The sequence below is a fragment of the Streptacidiphilus sp. MAP5-3 genome (assembly GCF_041262505.1).
In the GTDB taxonomy this organism is placed as follows: domain Bacteria; phylum Actinomycetota; class Actinomycetes; order Streptomycetales; family Streptomycetaceae; genus Streptacidiphilus.
In genome coordinates this window covers 70,913-88,888 of sequence record NZ_JBGCCL010000023.1, presented here as the reverse complement: position 1 = coordinate 88,888, position 17,976 = coordinate 70,913, and the positions used below count along the sequence as shown (strand labels likewise).

General features: G+C 70.6%; 14 protein-coding genes and 1 pseudogene. 6 read left to right on the top strand and 9 right to left on the bottom strand.

All coding sequences use genetic code 11. The annotated features are described in order from the left end of the window. Positions 1–27: 27 nt before the first annotated feature. A complete protein-coding gene (locus tag ABH928_RS27465; RefSeq protein WP_370071206.1) occupies positions 28–3,147 on the top strand; it encodes a hypothetical protein in 3,120 nt (1,039 codons plus the stop codon). 211 nt (positions 3,148–3,358) lie between these two features. Next, on the top strand, positions 3,359–4,486 hold the full coding sequence (locus tag ABH928_RS27460; RefSeq protein WP_370071204.1) for an NADH:flavin oxidoreductase: 1,128 nt from the start codon (positions 3,359–3,361) through the stop codon (positions 4,484–4,486). A gap of 68 nt (positions 4,487–4,554) precedes the next feature. Here the strand turns inward: ABH928_RS27460 and ABH928_RS27455 are convergent, their stop codons facing one another. From ABH928_RS27455 to ABH928_RS27430, 6 genes are all read right to left on the bottom strand, one after another. Continuing rightward, positions 4,555–4,839 (bottom strand): hypothetical protein, encoded by a 285-nt coding sequence (locus ABH928_RS27455; protein ID WP_370071202.1) that lies wholly within the window; start codon positions 4,837–4,839, stop codon positions 4,555–4,557. A gap of 134 nt (positions 4,840–4,973) precedes the next feature. After that, on the bottom strand, positions 4,974–5,135 hold the full coding sequence (locus ABH928_RS27450; protein ID WP_370071200.1) for a hypothetical protein: 162 nt from the start codon (positions 5,133–5,135) through the stop codon (positions 4,974–4,976). 199 nt (positions 5,136–5,334) lie between these two features. Next, positions 5,335–5,835 carry a tetratricopeptide repeat protein gene (locus ABH928_RS27445; RefSeq protein ID WP_370071198.1) on the bottom strand — a complete coding sequence of 167 codons (501 nt, stop codon included), beginning with the start codon at positions 5,833–5,835 and terminating at the stop codon, positions 5,335–5,337. 73 nt (positions 5,836–5,908) lie between these two features. Beyond that, positions 5,909–7,237 (bottom strand): MFS transporter, encoded by a 1,329-nt coding sequence (locus ABH928_RS27440; protein WP_370071196.1) that lies wholly within the window; start codon positions 7,235–7,237, stop codon positions 5,909–5,911. A 154-nt stretch (positions 7,238–7,391) separates the two neighbouring features. Then, positions 7,392–8,678 (bottom strand): dTDP-4-dehydrorhamnose 3,5-epimerase family protein, encoded by a 1,287-nt coding sequence (locus ABH928_RS27435; RefSeq protein ID WP_370071194.1) that lies wholly within the window; start codon positions 8,676–8,678, stop codon positions 7,392–7,394. A 114-nt stretch (positions 8,679–8,792) separates the two neighbouring features. Then, positions 8,793–9,119, bottom strand: a complete 327-nt coding sequence (locus ABH928_RS27430; RefSeq protein WP_370071192.1) for a hypothetical protein — start codon at positions 9,117–9,119, stop codon at positions 8,793–8,795. A 273-nt stretch (positions 9,120–9,392) separates the two neighbouring features. Here ABH928_RS27430 and ABH928_RS27425 point away from each other — a divergent pair, with 273 nt between their 5' ends. Continuing rightward, the gene (locus tag ABH928_RS27425; RefSeq protein WP_370071190.1) at positions 9,393–10,379 is read left to right on the top strand and encodes a LuxR C-terminal-related transcriptional regulator; all 987 of its coding nucleotides are present in this window, start codon (positions 9,393–9,395) and stop codon (positions 10,377–10,379) included. A 48-nt stretch (positions 10,380–10,427) separates the two neighbouring features. Here the strand turns inward: ABH928_RS27425 and ABH928_RS27420 are convergent, their stop codons facing one another. After that, positions 10,428–11,396, bottom strand: a complete 969-nt coding sequence (locus ABH928_RS27420; RefSeq protein WP_370071188.1) for an NAD(P)H-quinone oxidoreductase — start codon at positions 11,394–11,396, stop codon at positions 10,428–10,430. Positions 11,397–11,810: 414 nt separating this feature from the next. On the opposite strand from ABH928_RS27420, the gene ABH928_RS27415 reads away from it, so the two are divergent. The 3 genes and pseudogenes from ABH928_RS27415 to ABH928_RS27405 all read left to right on the top strand — a co-directional run bounded on the left by ABH928_RS27415 (position 11,811) and on the right by ABH928_RS27405 (position 15,290). Beyond that, positions 11,811–13,439 carry an LCP family protein gene (locus ABH928_RS27415; protein WP_370071186.1) on the top strand — a complete coding sequence of 543 codons (1,629 nt, stop codon included), beginning with the start codon at positions 11,811–11,813 and terminating at the stop codon, positions 13,437–13,439. Positions 13,440–13,558: 119 nt separating this feature from the next. Next, positions 13,559–13,897: pseudogene (locus ABH928_RS27410) on the top strand (ArsR/SmtB family transcription factor); the annotation flags it as partial. 127 nt (positions 13,898–14,024) lie between these two features. After that, the gene (locus ABH928_RS27405; RefSeq protein ID WP_370071184.1) at positions 14,025–15,290 is read left to right on the top strand and encodes a hypothetical protein; all 1,266 of its coding nucleotides are present in this window, start codon (positions 14,025–14,027) and stop codon (positions 15,288–15,290) included. A gap of 32 nt (positions 15,291–15,322) precedes the next feature. On the opposite strand, the gene ABH928_RS27400 is transcribed toward ABH928_RS27405, so the two are convergent. Next, positions 15,323–16,309 carry a TrkA family potassium uptake protein gene (locus ABH928_RS27400; protein ID WP_370071254.1) on the bottom strand — a complete coding sequence of 329 codons (987 nt, stop codon included), beginning with the start codon at positions 16,307–16,309 and terminating at the stop codon, positions 15,323–15,325. A gap of 95 nt (positions 16,310–16,404) precedes the next feature. Then, positions 16,405–17,712, bottom strand: a complete 1,308-nt coding sequence (locus ABH928_RS27395) for a molybdopterin molybdotransferase MoeA (protein WP_370071182.1) — start codon at positions 17,710–17,712, stop codon at positions 16,405–16,407. Positions 17,713–17,976: the final 264 nt, after the last annotated feature.

The window sequence follows — 17,976 nt, the reverse complement described above, 5'->3', positions numbered from 1 at the left end:
CCACATTGAGGGGGAATCGGAAAAAGCATGCCAACACCTGCAAACTCCATATGCCCGAGACCCGGACGCAGGCGCGGGTCGGCCTGGTCGGTGCTCGCGCTGCTCGTCGCGGTCCTGGCCGCGCTGCTCGCCCCGACCGGCGCTGCCTACGCCGTCGTCTCCCAGCCGGTCGCGGGTGCGGCGACCGCGCACGGCTCTTCCGCCGCCCACGCCGGGCAGACCGCGAAGGCGATCCAGACCGCACCCGCCGCCGCGCACCGGAAGACCGTCACCAAGCCAGTGCCTCCGCTCGCGGCCAAGCCCCTGCCGACCGCGCCCCGGACCGGCCCCGCCGCCACCCGCGCGACGTCGCTGCGCGCCGCGACGACCCACCGCCTCCTGGCCCAGAGCACCGTGGCGAGCACCTGCTCGGGTTCCATCACGGCGGACACCGTCTACCCCTGCACAGCGCCGGCCGGGACGGACACCTACACGCTCAGCCTGCCCTCCGCCACCGACCTGCTCGCCGTGCGAGCCATGTCGTCGGCGGGCGGCGCACTGATGATCACCGTCACGGCTCCGAACGGCTCCGTGGTCACCTGCCAGTCGTCCTACTCGCCCACGGCCGTCTGCCCGACCACCCAGTCCGGCAGCTACACCCTGGCGATCCAGGACGGCGGCAACGCCTTCACGCTGTCCTACGTCGCCCTGCTCTCGGACACCTCCTGCTCGGCGGCCGACACCTCCTTCGGCACGTCGGCGGTCCAGGGCACGCTGGCAGCGGGCAGCATGGGCAACTGCTACACGCTCGCCATGACCAGCGGCAGCGTCCTGCACACCGCCCTGACCGCCGCTTCGTACCAGCAGGTCCAGGTCACGGTGTACGACGCCACCGGCACGCAGGTGTGCTCCGCATACACCAACAGCGACTGCGCGCTGACCGGCACAGCCCCCTACCGCGTCCTGGCCTACGACCAGCAGGGCAGCGCCGACAGCTACTACCTGCAGCTGAGTGACCTGACCCAGCCACAGGGCTGCGTCACCGCAGCACAGCTGACCTACGGCCAGGTGCCGGACACCGGCTCCACCGTGGCGTGCCGGACCCTGACCGTCACCAAGGCCGACCAATACCAGGTCTACGCGGCATCAGCGGCCTCCGGCGGAGTCACCGGCAGCCTCTACACCACCAGCGGCACCGCCGCCTGCGCCAACTTCGGCCCCACCTGCCAGCTGGCCGCGGGCAGCTACGACTTCGTGGCCGAGCAGTACCTCCCCTCCCCCTCGGCCTTCGGCGTGGCCTTCATCGCCGCGGACGAGGCGGGTGGCTGCACCGCGGCCTCGGACACCGACTTCGCGAGTGGCGCCGCCAAGGGCAACTTCGCCGGGATGGGCGAGGAGATCTGCCTGACCCTGCCGACCGCTTCCGGCCTGACGGACTACATGTTCGACCAGCCGACGGCCGACGGCAGCTCGCCGCAGATGCAGGTTCTGGACGCCACCGGCGTCCAGCAGTGCCCCAACGCCTCCTTCACCTACGCCGTCTGCCAGCTGACCGGCACCGCGCCGTTCCACGTGGTCCTGAACGCGCAGGAGGCCAACGGCGGCTACCAGGTTCTCGTGCAGCGCACCGACTCGACCTCCGGCTGCTCGGCCTGGCCGCAGTCGGGCTTCGGCGGGTCCTGGGGTGCTGAAGTCACGCTCACGCCCAGTTCGACCGTGCAGTGCCTGACCATCCCCGCCGCGCAGCACTCCACCGGCGAGATGATCGACTACACCAATGACAGCAACACCGAGTTTGGAAGCATCAACGTCAACGATGCGACCGGCAAGCTGATCTGTCAGGACTCCACCACCACGGTCTGCTCCTACTCGCAAGGGACGGCCTACACCGCTCTGGTGATGGCCGTCGGCCTCACCGCCCCTGACACCTACAAGGTGGTCCGCCGCGACGTCACGCAGACGGCCGCCTGCACCGCCCCGACGTCTACCACCGTGGGTGGGCCATCAACCGGTCTGGTGCTGACCTCGGCTCTGGACGCGGAATGTCTGAAGGTCTCGGCCGCGGCGACGGACAAGGTCTGGTTCGCCGCCCGGTCCGACGCGCCCGGCCAGGCCGGGGTGGTGCTTGAGGTCGCCGATCCGTCTGGCGCCGTCGTGTGTCGTCAGTGGGGTCCGTCCTGCAACGTCACCGGCTCCACGTCGTACCAGGTCCTCGTGCTGGCCTCCGGATACGCCGGCGTCGCCATCCCCGCACATGTGGACACCTGGCGAGTGGAGACGGCGTCGGGCTGGGCACCGCAGTGCACTGCGCACCAGCTGTCCGGCACCGGCTTCGCCCCGCAGAGCGGCACGTTGACCGAGAGCACCACCGGGTACTGCGCGGTGGTGTCGATGCCGCCATCGGAGCTGTTCGGCATCGGCCTGGTCGCGTCCGGCGGAACCGCCGCCCCGGACGCGACGATCTACGACGACGCGGACTGGACCAGTATGTACGGGCTGTGCGGCATCTCCGGTGGCGTCAGCGACCTCGCCGTCCAGTGCGAGAACACCTCGCAGGCGGCCGTCCAGGGCGTGCTGCTGGTGATGCCCTACACGAGCCCTACCCCGATCAGCTACACCATGCAGGGAATCTGCGTGCAGGGTTGCGCGACCCCGCCGGTACAGGCGACAGTCAGCTCGATCTCGCCCGCCTCCGGCCCCGCAGACGCCACCAACCAGGTCGTCCTGACGGGCACAGGTCTCAACCTGGGCACCGAGATCAACCTGGCCAGCAACGGCAGTGTGGTGAGCAACTACCAGCAGAATCATGTCGTCGCCACCAATGCCGCCGGAACGTCGCTCACCGTGCAGCTCTCGACGTCCGGGCTCACCCCGGGCCGTTACGACCTGGTGCTCAACAGCGTCGGCTACACCGCGGGAACGCCCTCGCCCGGCTACTACCCCGGTGCCTACTCGGTCACGGCCGCGGTAGCGGGACCGCCCAAGGGCCTGTTCAAGCCGGTGGGCCCGGCGCGGACCCTGAACAACGTCTACGGCGACTTCACAAGCGGGCAGGCGATCTCCCACCAGGTTGTCGTCCCGGTCGCCGACGGGAAGATCGACGTCCGCAACGGCTCCTCCGTTCGGGTCCGAGGCGGCGCGGAACCGGACGGTGTCTACAGCTCGTAGCAACCCGTTGCCCTCTCAAGGGACATCGCCGTGGCCCTCCCGCAGAAGCGGGAGGGCCACGGCCGTTCAGCCACGATTCTCAGGGCCCGAACGTGTCCGGGATCACATGCGGTGGGACCCCCTGGGAGAAATCTTCCGTCCGGCACAACAGTTGACCTCTTCAAGCATTTGCTGCACACGCACCCCTGCCCGGCACCCCATGAGGAACCCCATGACCACCACCGCGTCCTCCGCTTCCCGCGCCGCCGAGATCCTCGACCGGCCCGTCGCGCTGAACGGTCTGACCGTCCGCAACCGCATCGCCATGGCGCCGATGACGCGCATGTTCTCCCCGGGCGGCGTCCCCGGCGAGGACGTCCGGTCGTACTACTCGCGGCGTGCCGCCGCGGGGGTGGGGCTGATCGTCACCGAGGGCACCTACGTCGGCCACGACTCGGCCGGACAGAGCGACCGCGTGCCGCGCTTCCACGGCGAGGAGCAGCTGGCCGGGTGGGCTAAGGTCGTCGAGGGCGTGCACGCCGCGGGCGGCGCGATCGTGCCGCAGCTGTGGCACATCGGCATGGTCCGCAACCAGGGCGAGCCGCCCTTCGCCGACGCCCCGGCGGTCGGCCCGTCCGGGCTGCGCGTCGACGGGACCGAGGGCACCGGAAAGGCGATGACCCAGCGCGACCTGGACGACGTCATCGGCGCCTTCGCCGAGGCCGCCGCTGCGGCCGAGCGGATCGGCTTCGACGGCGTCGAGCTGCACGGCGCCCACGGCTACCTGGTCGACCAGTTCCTGTGGGCGGGCACCAACCGCCGCACCGACGCCTACGGCGGCGACGCGGTCTCCCGGACCCGCTTCGCCGCGGAGATCGTGGCCGCGGTCCGCGAGCGGGTCTCGCCCGACTTCCCGGTGTTCTTCCGCTACTCGCAGTGGAAGCAGGAGGCCTACGACGCCCGCCTCGCCGAGACCCCGGAGGAGCTCGACGAGATCCTCGCCCCGCTCGCGGCGGCGGGCGTCGACGCCTTCCACGCCTCCACCCGGCGCTACTGGATCCCGGAGTTCGACGGCTCGGACCTCAACCTCGCCGGCTGGACCAAGAAGCTCACCGGCAAGCCCGCCATCACCGTCGGCTCGGTCGGTCTGGACGGCGACTTCATCCGCGCCTTCGCGGGCGAGGGCTCCCCGGTCCAGGGCATCGAGAACCTCCTCGACCGCATGGAGCGCGACGAGTTCGACATGGTCGCCATCGGCCGTGCCCTGCTCCAGGACCCGGAGTGGGCCGCGAAGGTCCTGGCCGGCCGCCTCGACGAGCTGAAGCCGTACGACGCCGCCGCGCTCAAGTCGCTGAGCTGACAGGTAGTCACAGCATGGTGATGTGCCGGGCGGACCGGGTCCGGACGGCACATCACTTTCCGGGCGGCTCACTGGCCCCGCGCCCCCGGCACCGGGCGCCACTCGCGAAGGACGGGGACGGTCCCGCAAGCCCGGTCGCCGATCGACTGCGCCGCCCGGTCGGCCTCGCGACGGTTCTCCGCGTGGAGGTAGAAGCCCAGCTCGATGGCGTCCGCAGAGACCGCGGTGCTGATGTGCTCGATGCGGTCGGTCGGTGCGACCCGGGTCCACAGGACGTCTACGAGCACCTGCGCATCAATGGGTTGCCGGGGCGTTTCGGCGCCGGGAACCAGGGTGATGATGGCGAGGTACACCGCCGTACTTCCTCCGTCGATGAAGCGAGGGTCAGAGCCGGCGTCCGCACGCCGCCCGGGCTCAGCCCGCTGGTAGCCCCGATCGACGCGCCGACCGGAGCAAGGGCCGGTCCACCGGGTGCGGACACGGGATCTCAGCCCCAGGACAAGTCGTTCGGCGAGGCAGTGGACGCGGCGGACCCCGAAGCTGCGTCGACGACGCCGGCGTGGTGGAAAGCGCCCACCGGAACGGCGGCGGCGCCGAGGCCGAGGGTCAGGGCCAGCGCCACGAGGAGATTACGAGCGGTTTTCGACATGGGTCCGCCTTGGGTCATGGGCTCGGACGAGCAGATTCCTTACGGCGGCCGAATCGTCGGAGATTTCCGGTCCGGAATCGCCCGCAAGGCAGAAACTATCTGCAGCAGCCCGTCCGAAACAGGTTCCACCCCTGGACGGAACCGGAATGTCCGGAGCCGGACACCCGCCCATCAGGCCCCGCTCGGCCGATTCCGCTGCTCAGAGCTCCAGGAATTCATCGGCATACTGCCGGATGGGCCTCAGGTATTCCTCGACCGACGGGTCGGAGCTCGTGTCCGCCAGCAGGCGCAGCAGAGTTCCGAGCGCCTTCTCCTGCGAACCCGCGGAAAAATAGGAGATCGCCAGGAAAGCACGCAGAGCGGGGAAGTCGGCGAATTCCTGCACGGCCCGTTCCAGGGTCACCACGGACTCGTCATGCCGCCCCAGCACGCGGTAGGTGCTCCCCAGCCCGAGCAGGGCTCCCTGGAGGTCCTCCCGGGACAGGCCCGGGAGCTGCAGAGCCCGTTCGTAGTAACCACAGGCTTCCTCCTCGAGTCCCGCCCGGTCGTGCGACCACGCGGCCTGGAAGCTCACCTCGGCACTGTCGGGAAATCGGCGGGCGAGATCCTGGAATGCGGCGCACGACTTCTCGAACTGTCCGCTGTCCCGAAGTCCGATCGCCTCGCGCATTTCGCGGTCCAGCTCGACCGAAGAATTCATGGCAACTCCCTGGAGAATTGGCTGTGTGGCAGACAAAGATACCAGACGGATTGGCCTGGTTGGTCCGTTTCTGTCATGTCGCCAAACTCGGCTCGAGCTGTTCTTCCAGGGTTTCTCCGGCGTTTTCCGTGCCGGTGCGCGCCAGCGGGAGGTCACGCATCCCGCGCAATGGGGAGAAGTAGAGCCACAGACCGGCGAGGAAGCAGCCGACCACCGCGATCGAGATCCCGGCCCGCAGACCCGCAAGGGTGCCCAGCAAGCCACCGAAGAGTGCTCCGGCCGGCATCGAGCACCAGGAGATCCAGCGCTGGCAGGACGTCACCCGGCTCAGCAGGTGAGGCGGGCACGTCGCCTGACGGTAGCTCACCGCGCCGGTCGCGTAGATGACGATGGAGGCGACGTTGCCGGCCGTCCCGAGGCCCACGAGGACGAAGCCCCACCCCGGCTGGGCCAGGGGAACCAGGAGGACGAGCCAGCCGAGCGCGAGGAGCGGCAGCCACGTGGCACGTGCGGAACCTATGCGGCGCCCGAGTGCCGCCGCGGCCAGACCGCCGAGCACGCCTCCGGTGCTGCCGATCGCCGCGGCCGCTCCGATCATCCAGGCTTGGGCATGCAGGTCGCGGTTGAGAAACACGATCTCCAGCGAGCCGTACGCCGAGCCGAAGAGGTTGACCGTCACCGCGAACTGCGCCAGCCTGCGCAGGATCCGATCGCGTGCGACATACCCGGCGCCTTCGGCCACATCACGGACGAGCTGCCGCGGTGTGGGCACGGCGCGCTTCTCGATGACCTCGTCCGGAGTCCTGATCAGGACGAGGGACAGGCAACTGAGCGCATAGGTGGCGACGTCGAACAGGATCGCGCCCGCCCTGCCGAGCACCGTGATGAGCACGCCCGCCAGGCCGGGACCCACCGCCTCGGCGACGGACTCGGTCGTGGACAGCTTTCCGTTACCGTCGATCAGTTGCTCGTTCTCGACCAGACCGGGCAGATAGCTCTGGTACGCGACGTCGAAGAAGACCGTCATGACCCCTACCAGCACTGCGACCGCAAGCAGTTGACCGATCGGCGGCGTGCCGGACAGCAGCATGGTGAGCGGGATCGAGGCGAGCGCCAGCGCGCGCGTCAGGTCGCACCAGAACATGAGCCGACGCCGCGGGAACCGGTCGACGACGGCTCCCGCCATAAGCCCGACCAGCATGTAGGGGACGGAACCGGCGGCTGCCAGCAGGCCCATCTCGAACGTGGAGACGTGCAGCACGAGCACCGCGTAGAGAGGGATGATGATCCCTGACACGGTCGATCCCAGGACGCTGACCGACTGGCCTCCCCACAGGAACAGGAACGCCCGGTTGCGCCACAGGCTCGTACTCCGACCGAGGTCCGGGGGCGGTGCTTCCATCTCTCCTCCGCGATTGCTCGAGGCTGGTGACTGCGACAGGGACTGCGCGTGGTGACGGCGGGTCAGGATCGACCACCCGGGGCGGACAGCCGCCCGGGGCGGACACTCGCCCGGATGGCCAGGCACCTGGCCGGCCACCCGGGCGGGGTGGGGCTCAGGCCGCCTCGACCTTTCTCCGCAGCGCCACCCGGATCTCCCGGCCGTTCTCGTCCCGCGTCAGCAGCACCGCAGGGGTGGACCGGACAGCCTGGGTCTGCCGCAGCTGCTTCTGCTCGGCGACCCTGGCCTCGTAGTAGTCGCTTCCGGCGGGGACGGAGTTCACCTCCAGCCGCGGGATCGGACGCTTCTCGACGGGCCAGTCGATCACGTCGTTGCCCGGCAGGTACTCCTTGCCGTCCACCGGCAGGAGCGTCCGGGGACGGTTGATCGTGTAGACCTTCTCGATGTGCTCGAAGGCATGCCCGACGCCCGGGGGCAGGAGCAGGTAACGCTCCGGGTCCGGGGTGAAGGTGAAGCTGGTGTCCGCCCCGTAGGTGGGCGAGTCGGGCCTGGTGTCGATCAGCCGGAGCGTCACGGTCTGGTCCTTGGGGCCGACGAAGGTCAGTCGGTCCTCCTGCCCGAGGTGAATCCCGTAGGCGTCGTGGGTGTACCCGGTCTCGCCGTGGTCGATGAAGTAGAGCGGGTACCGGTCGACCAGGACGGAGAATCCCGACTCCTCCCCACTCGGGATCACCGGATGGCGCACCCAGCCGACCCCGAACACGCCGGCGAAGGGCTCCCAGGCCGGCTTCGCCGTACGTGTCAGCCGGCGTCGCAGCTCGACCCGTCGGACGGTGCCGTCGGCCAGCCGCATCTGCCGGGTCATCGGGTACTCGAGCGGCGCTGTCTGGGGGATGGACGCGCGCTGCCGCGCGGCGACAAGGTCGTACCAGGCCTCGCCGGCCGGGTGGCTGTTCGGGACGAAGTAGGGCAGGTCCTCGTCCGCGACGTCCAGCGGGAGATTGATGATGTCCGCGTCGGGCTGCCAGTCCAGGTCGCCGTGGACCCAGTCCTCCGGCGACGGGAGAAACAGCTCGTAGCTGTTGATGGTGTTCACGCGCTCGAGCCCGTCGAAGGTGTGCGCCACTCCGTTCGGGATGTACAACGCCCGGGCCGACGTGGGGGACCAGGTCACGGTCTCGCGCATCCCGGCGGTCGGCGAGCCGACCCGGCAGTCGATGAAATAGCCGGTGACGGTGCCTTCGCTGGGACCCAGGAAGGTCAGGACGTCAGCCTGCCCGAGGTGGATCCCGTAGTGGCCGTAGCTGAACTCGGTCTCCCCGTGGAAAACCAGGGTGGCCGGACGCAGAGTCGGAAACGGCACGACGTAGGAGTCGTTCCCATTCTCAATCCGCCAGTTCGCCCGCCACTCGAGGCCCTGGATCGCAAATGAATCGTTCATGAATCCGACTCCTCCTTCTTCGTGCGTCCGATGCGTCGCGCCCGATCCGGGGCACCGGGCCGAGACGGCTCGGTGACCCGGATCAATGCGCGTGCGCCTGCTCAGACCGTGGCCTCAGGCCAGGACCTCGACCTCGTAGCCCGCGGCCTCGGCGGCGGCGCGCAGGTCGTCGATCGAGGTGGTCGGCAGCTCGTCGAAGATGCTGGCGGTCACGGCCTGCTTGATGCCGGCCAGGGACGCGGCGAGACGGCGCGCCTGGTCCGCGTCCTCGAACTTCGAGAAGGCCAGGTTGGTGAGCACGCTCTGCACCGCCGCGTCGCCCGACTCGGACGCCTCACGCAGACGCGTCATCGCCTCGTCGCTGACACCGCTCCAGTCGGCGTCGAACTCGGCACCGTTGGCGTACAGGTTCGCCATCAGCTGCTTTGCGTCGTTGCCCATGTGGATCTCCTCCAGAAAAGACTTTTCCGGCCGGTCCACCGAAGATTCCGGAACCGATGTTCCGGAGCGGTGAGCCGCTGACAGGAATGACTCTGCCCGGCGAGACCGAGCACCGACCAGGGCTTTGACCTGTACGAAAGCGGACTGGCCGGACCCGGACACGGCCCCACGGCAGCGTCGCGGTTCGTCACACGGCTGTCACGCGCCAGCGCTTGCTTGTACACCGATAACCGTGGAGGATCTCGGCGAAGGACGACGAGGGGGGCCACGCTCGTGCTGGACGCGTTGGGACTGGACCGCACTGCCGAGCTCGTCTACCGGACATTGCTCGCAGAGAAGACATTCGGCGTGGACGAACTCTGCCTGGCCCTGGACCTGACCGAGGACCAGGTCCGACACGCACTCGACCAGATGTTCGCGCTCGCCCTGATCCGCCGTTCCTCGGACCGCACCGGCGGCTGGCGGGCGGTCGACCCGCAGACCGGCCTGCAGACGCTGCTGGCCCGGCAGAACGCAGACCTGGAACGGAAGCGGGCCCGGATCGCCGCTTCCCAGGCGGAGATCGCCGCAATGATCGCCGAACGGACCGCGGCGCTGCCGAGGGACACCGGCACCGAGCGTCTGACCGGCACCGACGTGGTGATCGCCCGCATCGAACAGCAGGTGGAGACCGCTCGTTGCGACGTGCTGGGCATCACCCCGGGAGCGGCACGCAAACCGGCGGACCTCGAGGCGGCGAGACGCAACGACGCCCGAGCGCTGGAACGCGGGCTGACGATCCGTGAGATCATGCAGGACTCCTGCCGAAACGATCCGGCAACCGCGGCGCACGCCCAGTGGCTCACCGAGTCGGGCAGCGAGGTCCGCACCTCTCCGACGCTGCCGCACCGTCTGATCGTCATCGACCGGGCCACCGCTTTCGTCCCCATCGACGCCCGCGCTTCGGGCAAGGGCGCCCTCCTGGTGACCGACCCCAGCCTGGTGCAGGCACTGGCGGCCATGTTCGAGAGCATCTGGAACACCTCCACCCCGCTCGGTGCCAGCGCCGCACCCGGTCGCCACGGCCTGACCCAACGGGAGCGGGAGGTACTGAAGCTTCTCGCCTCAGGCATGACCGACGAGGCCGCAGCGGCCCGCCTGGCGGTCAGCGACCGCACGGTCCGCCGGGTGATGAACGACCTGTGCGAACGGCTCGACGCCAGCAGCCGGTTCGAGGCGGGGATCAAAGCCGCGCAGGCCGGCTGGCTGGACACGCCCTGACGCCACCGCGCGGGACCGCTGACCTCGGCGGCCCCGCGCCGGGAGCGGTCAGGCCCGCAACAGGATCTTGCCGATGTGGGTCGAGGACTCCATCAGCCGGTGCGCCTCCGCCGCGTCGGCCAGGGGGAGGGTGCGGTCGACGACCGGCTTGACCACGCCGGACTCGATCAGCGGCCAGACGTGCTCGCGCACCGACGCGACCACGGCCGCCTTCTCCTCCAACGGGCGGGCACGCAGCGAGGTCGCGGCGACGGCGCCGCGCTTGGACATCAGCTTCGCGATGTTCAGCTCCGCCTGCACGCCGCCCTGCATACCGATGATGACGAGCCGTCCGTTCAGGGCCAGCGCGTCGATGTTGCGGTCCAGGTACTTCGCGCCGACCACGTCCAGGATGACGTCCGCTCCGCCGAGCTTCGCCAGCTCCGCGACGAAGTCCTGCTCGCGGTAGTTGATCAGCACCTCCGCGCCCAGCTCACGGCAGGCCGCGAGCTTCTCCGCCGAACCCGCCGTCACCGCGACCTTCGCGCCGATCGCCCGGCCCAGCTGGATCGCCATCGTGCCGATACCGGACGAGCCGCCGTGCACCAGCAGCGTCTCACCGGGCCGCAGGTGGCAGACCTGGAAGACGTTGGACCAGACCGTGCACACCACCTCGGGCAGGCAGGCCGCCGTGACCAGGTCGACGCCCTTGGGGACCGGCAGCAGCTGTCCCGCAGGGACGGCGACCTTCTCCGCGTAGCCGCCGCCCGCCAGCAGGGCGCAGACCTCGTCGCCGACGGCCCAGCCGGTGACGCCCTCGCCGATCGCGGCGATGACGCCCGAGCACTCCAGGCCCGGGTAGGGGGACGCGCCCGGAGGCGGGTTGTAGAAGCCCTGACGCTGCAACACATCCGCACGGTTCACGGCGGTGGCCGCGACGTCGACCAGCACCTCGCCGGGACCGGGGACGGGATCGGGCGCCTGACGCAGCACCAGTGCGTCGGGCCCGCCGGGGGTCTCAATCGTGATCGCTCGCATGGTGCCGACGCTACTCCTCGGTACCCCCGAGCACAGCACTCCCCAGCACTGCTCGGCACTCCTCAGCACTCCTCGGTCAGTACTCCCCGGCGACGGCAGAGAGGCACGTCCGGCTCAACGACAGCTACGCATCGTGATCGAAGCAGCCCGGCCCCGGAAGCCCGCCCGGCAGGGGTGAGAACCGCTTGAGCTGGAGCTTGGTGATTCCTGGGAGCCCCCAGGGAAGGTGCACGGAACCTTGGACAAGGTGCTGACACTACGGGGCGTGAGGACGACCGTGGGTCGGCAGGAGTCGCACAGGGAACGGGCGTACGCTTGCTGAATTGCGCAACCGTGCAACCGCTGGACCCGCCCCCGACGTCCCCGTCGGTGTCACCCGGCACCCGACGCAAGTGAAACCTGAGGAAACCGAGCATGACCGACGAGGTGGACGGCAACAAGGCGCGACGGAGCAAGCGGCGTAAACCCAAGTCCCGGGCCTACCGCATTGCCAAGATCGCCGGCATCGTCCTCTCCGTCCTCGTGCTGATCGTCGCCGGCGTGGGTACCTGGCTCTACAACAAGTTCAGCGGCAACCTCCACACGGTCGCCATCGGCGGCTCCATGGGCGCCGAGAAGGCCGACCCCTACGGGCGCACCCCCATCGACTTCCTGGTCATCGGCACCGACGCGCGCAACAGCGCCGAGGACTGCCAGCTCGGCGGCGACTGCGGCTCCAGCGGCTACGGCAACGCCGACGTGGAGATGGTCGTCCACATATCGGCCGACCGGTCGAACGCCACGGTGATGAGCATCCCGCGCGACACCATGGTGAACGTCCCGGCCTGCACCGACCCGAACGACGCGAAGAACTCCACCACGGGTTACTACGGGCAGATCAACAGCGCCCTCGCCTACGGTCCGCAGTGCCAGATGCAGACCATCCACGACCTGACGAACATCCCGCTCCAGCACTTCATGATGATCGACTTCAGCGGCGTGGTGAACATGTCCGACGCGGTCGGCGGGGTCAACGTCTGCGTGGACAACAACGTCTACGACACCTACTCGCACCTCAAGCTGTCCAAGGGCAGCCACACCCTCAAGGGCGTCTCGGCGCTGGAGTTCCTCCGCTCCCGGCACGGCTTCGGCGACGGCAGCGACCTGGGCCGCACCTACGCCCAGCACATGTACCTGAGCTCGCTGATGCGCACGGTCAAGAGCGCCGGAACGCTGACCAGCCCGACCGCGCTCTACAGCCTGGCGGACTCCGCGACCAAGGCGCTGACCGTCGACGGCGGCCTGGGCAGCGTCGGCTCGCTGCTCAATCTGGCGGCCGAGGCGGCCAAGGTGCCGACCAGCCACATCACATTCACCACCATGCAGACCATGGCGGACCCGACCAACCAGAACCGTGTGGTTCCGGCAGCGAGCGCGCAGTCGCTGTTCGCCGCGATCGTCAACGACCAGTCGCTCTCCGGCGGCGGCAAGCCCTCGGGCAGCGGCGACTCGTCGTCGTCCTCGGCCTCCGCCTCGCCGAAGGCGTCCGCCAGCGCGTCCCCGACGGCCCCCGCGTTCCCGGCCGCGCAGATCGACGTGCAGGTGGAGAACGGCAGCGGCGTCAACGGCCGTGGCGGCGACCTGGCCAACTACCTGACCGGCAAGGGCTACGGCTCCGGCACCACCGCCGTGACCGCGCCGCAGAACGTCAGCACCACCGAGTTGCACTACGGCTCGTACAGCACCGACAAGGCGGAGGCCGAGACGGTCGCCGCGTCGCTGGGCATCCCCGCCTCGCACATCTCCTCCGACCCCTCGATGCAGGGCGTCGTGCTGCTGGTCGGCACCGACTGGACGACCGGCGACACCTACCCCGGCGGAACCGCCAAGCCCGCGCCGGTCGACACCAAGACGGCACTGCAGGACTCGCACTCCCAGACCGCCAACGACAGCAACGTCTGCGCGCCGGTCAGCACCTACGACACGGTCGAGCTCAACGGCGTCGGGATGACCCCGACCCAGGCCTACGCCGAGTCCGCGAACGTCCCGAACTCCGCGCCATGATCATGCCCGGAGGGCGGGCGGCTGCAGGGTCTGTGCGTTGAGAGGGCCTAGTCTGGTCGGGCGACCGGAGCGGCGAGGCCGAGGATCCGCACGATGCGGGAGGGCGAGGGAGCACGCGAATGGATGACAGCGCTGCCACGGGGGCTGTGGCAGGCAGCGCGGCGGCAGACCGGTACGAGGGGCCCGACCAGGGCGTGCTGAAGCAGGCCGCGGCGGCCTTCGGGCTGCTCGCGTCGCCGACCCGGCTGCAGATCGTGTGGATCCTCGCGGCGGGCGAGTGCGACGTCAGCAGCCTGGCCGAGCAGGTCGGCGGGACGCTGCCTGCGGTCAGTCAGCATCTGGCGAAGCTGCGCCTGGCCGGGCTGGTCCGCTCGCGCCGCGAGGGGAGACGGCAGGTCTACCTGGTCGACGACCCGTATCTCGCGGCAGTGGTCCGGTTGATCGTCAGCCAGCTCGCGGAAGACACGACGACGACCGTCGGTGCGGTCTTCGGACCCGCCGTCGGAGCACAGGGCTTTCCCGGCGTGGTCGAGGCGCTGGCACGGAGCGCGACGGTCGGCCGCCAGGCGGCCGAGGAGCTGGCTCGTGGACACGCCGTCTGACCTGTCGGTGCCCGAGTTCGACCGACAGCAGGACCGCTTGACTCGCACGAACGGCACCAACGGCACCACCCGCACAGAACCCCTCACCGGCACGGAACACGTGACCGGTACAGAGCACGCCTCCGACACGGAACGCACCCTCGTGCGGACCCTGCTCCGCCGGGCCGCCCCGGCGCTCGCGCTGTTCGCTGCGATCCGCGTGCTCGGCCTGGTCGTTCTCGCCGTCTGGTCGGGCGCGGAGGGCCGCAGCCCGCACCAGGTGCTCTCGGCCCGCTGGGACGCGCTCTGGTACACCGACATCGCCGGGCACGGGTACCACTGGGCCGGCTACCAGGCGACCCCCGGCACCAGGGGCGCGGGCGTCCACTCCCATCTGGCCTTCTTCCCGCTGCTGCCCTGGCTGGAGCGGGGCCTGCACGTGGCCACCGGCCTCTCCTACGCGGACGCCGGACTCGCCGTCAGCACGGTCGCCTCGCTGGTCGCCGCGCTCGGGATCTTCGCCGTCGGCGAGCGGATCGCCGGTCGACGGGCCGCCCTCGTGCTGGTGGTGCTCTGGGCGGCGCTGCCGATCGGCGTGCTGGAGTCGATGGCCTACACCGAGGCGCTGTTCACCGCGCTGGCCGCCTGGTCGCTCTGGTGCGTGCTGCGTGGCAACTGGATCACGGCGGGTCTGCTCTCCGCGCTGGCCGGACTGACCCGGCCGAGCGCGGCCGCGATCATCGCGGCGGTCTGGGCCGGGGCGCTGCTCGCGCTGTGGCGGCGCGAGGCCCCGCTGTTGCGGGCGGTGGCGGGCATGCTGCTCGCGCCCGCGGGCCTGCTCGCCTACGCCGGGTGGGTCGGCGGCATCCCGGCCTACCTCAGAATTCAGAACGGCTGGGGCAACGGCTTCGACTTCGGCGCCGCCTACGGGCGGTTCGTCTGGCACCAGCTGACGACCAGCCCAGCGGCGGGCGTCGGACTGCTGGTCTTCGTCGGCCTGGTGGTCTGGACGCTCGTCGCCTGCATCCGGCGGCGGCCACCGCTGGCCACCGTGGTCTACGCGGGGGTGATCGTCGCGCTGGCGCTGGGCGCGCAGGCCTACTTCAACTCCAAGCCACGGCTGCTCCTGCCGGGCTTCCCGCTGCTGCTCCCGCTCGCCGCCTGGCTGTCACGGATCAGGACCTCGCGCGCGGCGGCGACGCTGGGCGTGCTGACCGCCGTCTCGGCAGCGTACGGGGCGATCTGGCTGCTGGGCCCGGGACCGCCGTAGGCCGTGCCGGTTTCCTGCGGCGGGCGGCAGGGCTACCGGCGATGGACCGCGATGACGCGGTCGTCCGGCTGCAGCGCCGCCGCCTCCGGATCGGAGTAGCTGAGCCGCCGTCTGCCGCGCACCACGGCGATGACCAGGTCCCCGCAGTCGCGCGGCGACCGGCCCACCTCCTCGCGGGTCACCGGGCGGTCGATGACGTCCAGCCCGTGCCCGGCGGTCAGCAGGTCGTCCAGCACCGCGCCCGAGTTCGGGCTCAGCGTGGAGACTCCGAGCAGGCGACCCACCGAGCTGGAGCCGGAGACGACCACCGTCGCCCCGCTCTCGCGCAGCAGCGGCGCGTTCTCGTCCTCGCGGACCGCGGCGGCGACCACCGCGCCCTTGTTGAGCTGGCGGACCGTCAGGGTGACCAGCACTGCGGTGTCGTCCCGCTGTGGCGCGACGACCACCTGTGCCGCCCGCTCGACCTGCGCGCGGAGCAGCACGTCGGTCCGGGTCGCGTCGCCGACGACGCCGGCCAGGCCGTCCGCGTTGGCCGCCTCGATCACCCGGCGCTGCGGGTCGACGACCACGATGTCGGACTTGGGCGTGCCCTTGAGCAGCAGCGTCGCCACCGCGTTGCGACCCTTGGTGCCGTAGCCGACCACGACGATGTGCCCGTCCAAGTCCTGCCTCCAGCGGTTGATGCGCCAGACCTGGCGGGTCCGGGTGGTCAGCACCTCCAACGTGGTGCCGACCAGGATGATCAGGAACAGCACGCGCAACGGCGTGATCAGCAGGATGTTGGCCAGCCGGGCCCCGTCGCTGACCGGTGTGATGTCGCCGTAGCCGGTCGTGGAGAGGCTGACCGTGGCGTAGTAGAACGCGCCGAGCAGGTCGAGGTGGTCGTGGGCGTTGTCGTGGTAACCCGCACGGCCGAGCCAGACGATGAAGGTGGTCAGCAGCAGCACGGCCATGGCCAACGCCAGCCGGCGCCGGACCGCGCGCAACGGCGGCTCGGCGACCTTGTGGGCGGGCAGCATGATCTGCTGCAGGTCCGCCAGCTCCTCGGGGCCGCCTACTCGGCGACGGGCCCGGAGGGTCTGTCCGACGGATCTCTTCGGACCCGGGGCGGAGCTCAGCTGCACGGGACGTCCAGCACCTCGACCGGCTCGCCCTCGGCGACCCCGCCCGGAGGGACGACGGCCAGGCCCTCGGCCAGCGCCAACCCGCGCAGCATCGCGGGCCCGTCGTGCCGCAGCGGCACGGCTCCGCGTTCCGGCAGCGTCACCGGCACCAGCCGGGTGTGCCCCGGCTGCCCGGCCAGCGCGGCTGCGGCCGGGACCCGGTACGGCTCCGCCTGCGGGCACCCGCCGAGCCCGCGCAGCAGCGGCTCGGCCAACGTCGCGGCGGCGACAGCTGCGGCGAAGGGGTTGCCGGGCAGGCCGACCAGATACCGGGGCCTCGTCTCCCCTGCGGCGCTGGGGAGTTCGGCGGTGGGGAGCTCGGCCGTAGTGAGTTCGGCCAGCAGCATCGGGTGGCCGGGGCGGACCAGGACGCCGTCGACGAGCAGCGTCGCGCCGATCTCGGCCAAGGCAGGGTGGAGGAAGTCGCGCGGACCGGCGGCCGTCGCGCCCGTGGTGACCACGACGTCGGCGCGGCAGGAGCGGAGCGCGGCGACCAGCGCGTCACGGTCGTCGCCGACCCGGCGCAGGCCGGTGAACCGCGCGCCGTAGGAGGCCAGCCAGCCCGGCAGCATCGGACCGAGCGCGTCGCGGATCCGCCCGTCTCGGGACGGACCCTCCGTCAGCAGCTCGTCGCCGAGTACCAGCAGCTCGACGGTGGGCCGCCGATGGACCGTCAGCTCGTCGTGGCCGATGGCGGCGGCCAGGCCCAGCACCGCGGGCGTGACCAGCGTGCCTGCGACCAGCAGCGCCTCACCGGTACGGCACTCCTGCCCGCGCGGCCGGATGTCCCGCCCGAGCGGCGGAGCGGTGACCCCGGTGCGCAGACGGAGCGCGGTCGTCACGCCTGCGCTCCGGTCGGGGGACGCCACTTCGCCGTCCTCGCGGCGCAGCACCGCTGTGGTCCCGGGCGGGACGGGTGCTCCGGTGGCGATTCGGCAGGCCGCACCATCGTCCAGCGCCGCGGCGACGGGCTGTCCGGCCAGCCCCTCACCGGCTGCGGGCACCCGCAGCCGCCACGGAGGCGGTCCGGCCACAGCCCAACCGTCCATCGCCGAGGTATCGAACGCGGGCACGTGCGTGGTCGCTGCCAACGGCTGGGCGAGCGAGGCGCCGAGCGCATCCGCGAGCGAGCAGCGCTCCACGCCGAGCGGTCGCCGTCCGGCGCGGACGGCAACGGCCCGCGCCTGCGGCCAGCTCAGCTCGGCGGCGGAGCCGGCCGGGGGCGAGACAGAGGCGTACATATCGTCCGAGCTGGGCATTCCATGATCGCTAACTGTCACGCGCGTGACATTTGGCGATCTTGGTCGGGACGCGTGAGTCAGGCTGAGGGCGTCGTCCAAGGCCTGGTCGAAGTCGGCCACAGGGGACGCATCACGCCCCGGTTGCGCCGGTTCCTCACCCGAGCGATCGGCGACCTCGTAGTCGAACGGGCGGTCCGGCTCCGGCTGTTGCTCCGGCTCGGGCGAGCGTGGCAGCAGGTACGGATACGCCGCCAGCAGGTCAGCCTCGGCGTCAGCCGCGCT

Excerpts from the sequence above, each read along its gene's own strand:
- ABH928_RS27415 (WP_370071186.1), top strand. The coding sequence starts at position 11,811 with ATGACCGACGAGGTGGACGGCAACAAGGCGCGACGGAGCAAGCGGCGT.
- ABH928_RS27430 (WP_370071192.1), bottom strand. The coding sequence starts at position 9,119 with ATGGGCAACGACGCAAAGCAGCTGATGGCGAACCTGTACGCCAACGGT.
- ABH928_RS27400 (WP_370071254.1), bottom strand. The coding sequence starts at position 16,309 with ATGCTGCCCGCCCACAAGGTCGCCGAGCCGCCGTTGCGCGCGGTCCGG.
- ABH928_RS27395 (WP_370071182.1), bottom strand. The coding sequence starts at position 17,712 with ATGCCCAGCTCGGACGATATGTACGCCTCTGTCTCGCCCCCGGCCGGC.
- ABH928_RS27450 (WP_370071200.1), bottom strand. The coding sequence starts at position 5,135 with ATGTCGAAAACCGCTCGTAATCTCCTCGTGGCGCTGGCCCTGACCCTC.
- ABH928_RS27420 (WP_370071188.1), bottom strand. The coding sequence starts at position 11,396 with ATGCGAGCGATCACGATTGAGACCCCCGGCGGGCCCGACGCACTGGTG.
- ABH928_RS27440 (WP_370071196.1), bottom strand. The coding sequence starts at position 7,237 with ATGGAAGCACCGCCCCCGGACCTCGGTCGGAGTACGAGCCTGTGGCGC.
- ABH928_RS27435 (WP_370071194.1), bottom strand. The coding sequence starts at position 8,678 with ATGAACGATTCATTTGCGATCCAGGGCCTCGAGTGGCGGGCGAACTGG.
- ABH928_RS27460 (WP_370071204.1), top strand. The coding sequence starts at position 3,359 with ATGACCACCACCGCGTCCTCCGCTTCCCGCGCCGCCGAGATCCTCGAC.
- ABH928_RS27445 (WP_370071198.1), bottom strand. The coding sequence starts at position 5,835 with ATGAATTCTTCGGTCGAGCTGGACCGCGAAATGCGCGAGGCGATCGGA.
- ABH928_RS27465 (WP_370071206.1), top strand. The coding sequence starts at position 28 with ATGCCAACACCTGCAAACTCCATATGCCCGAGACCCGGACGCAGGCGC.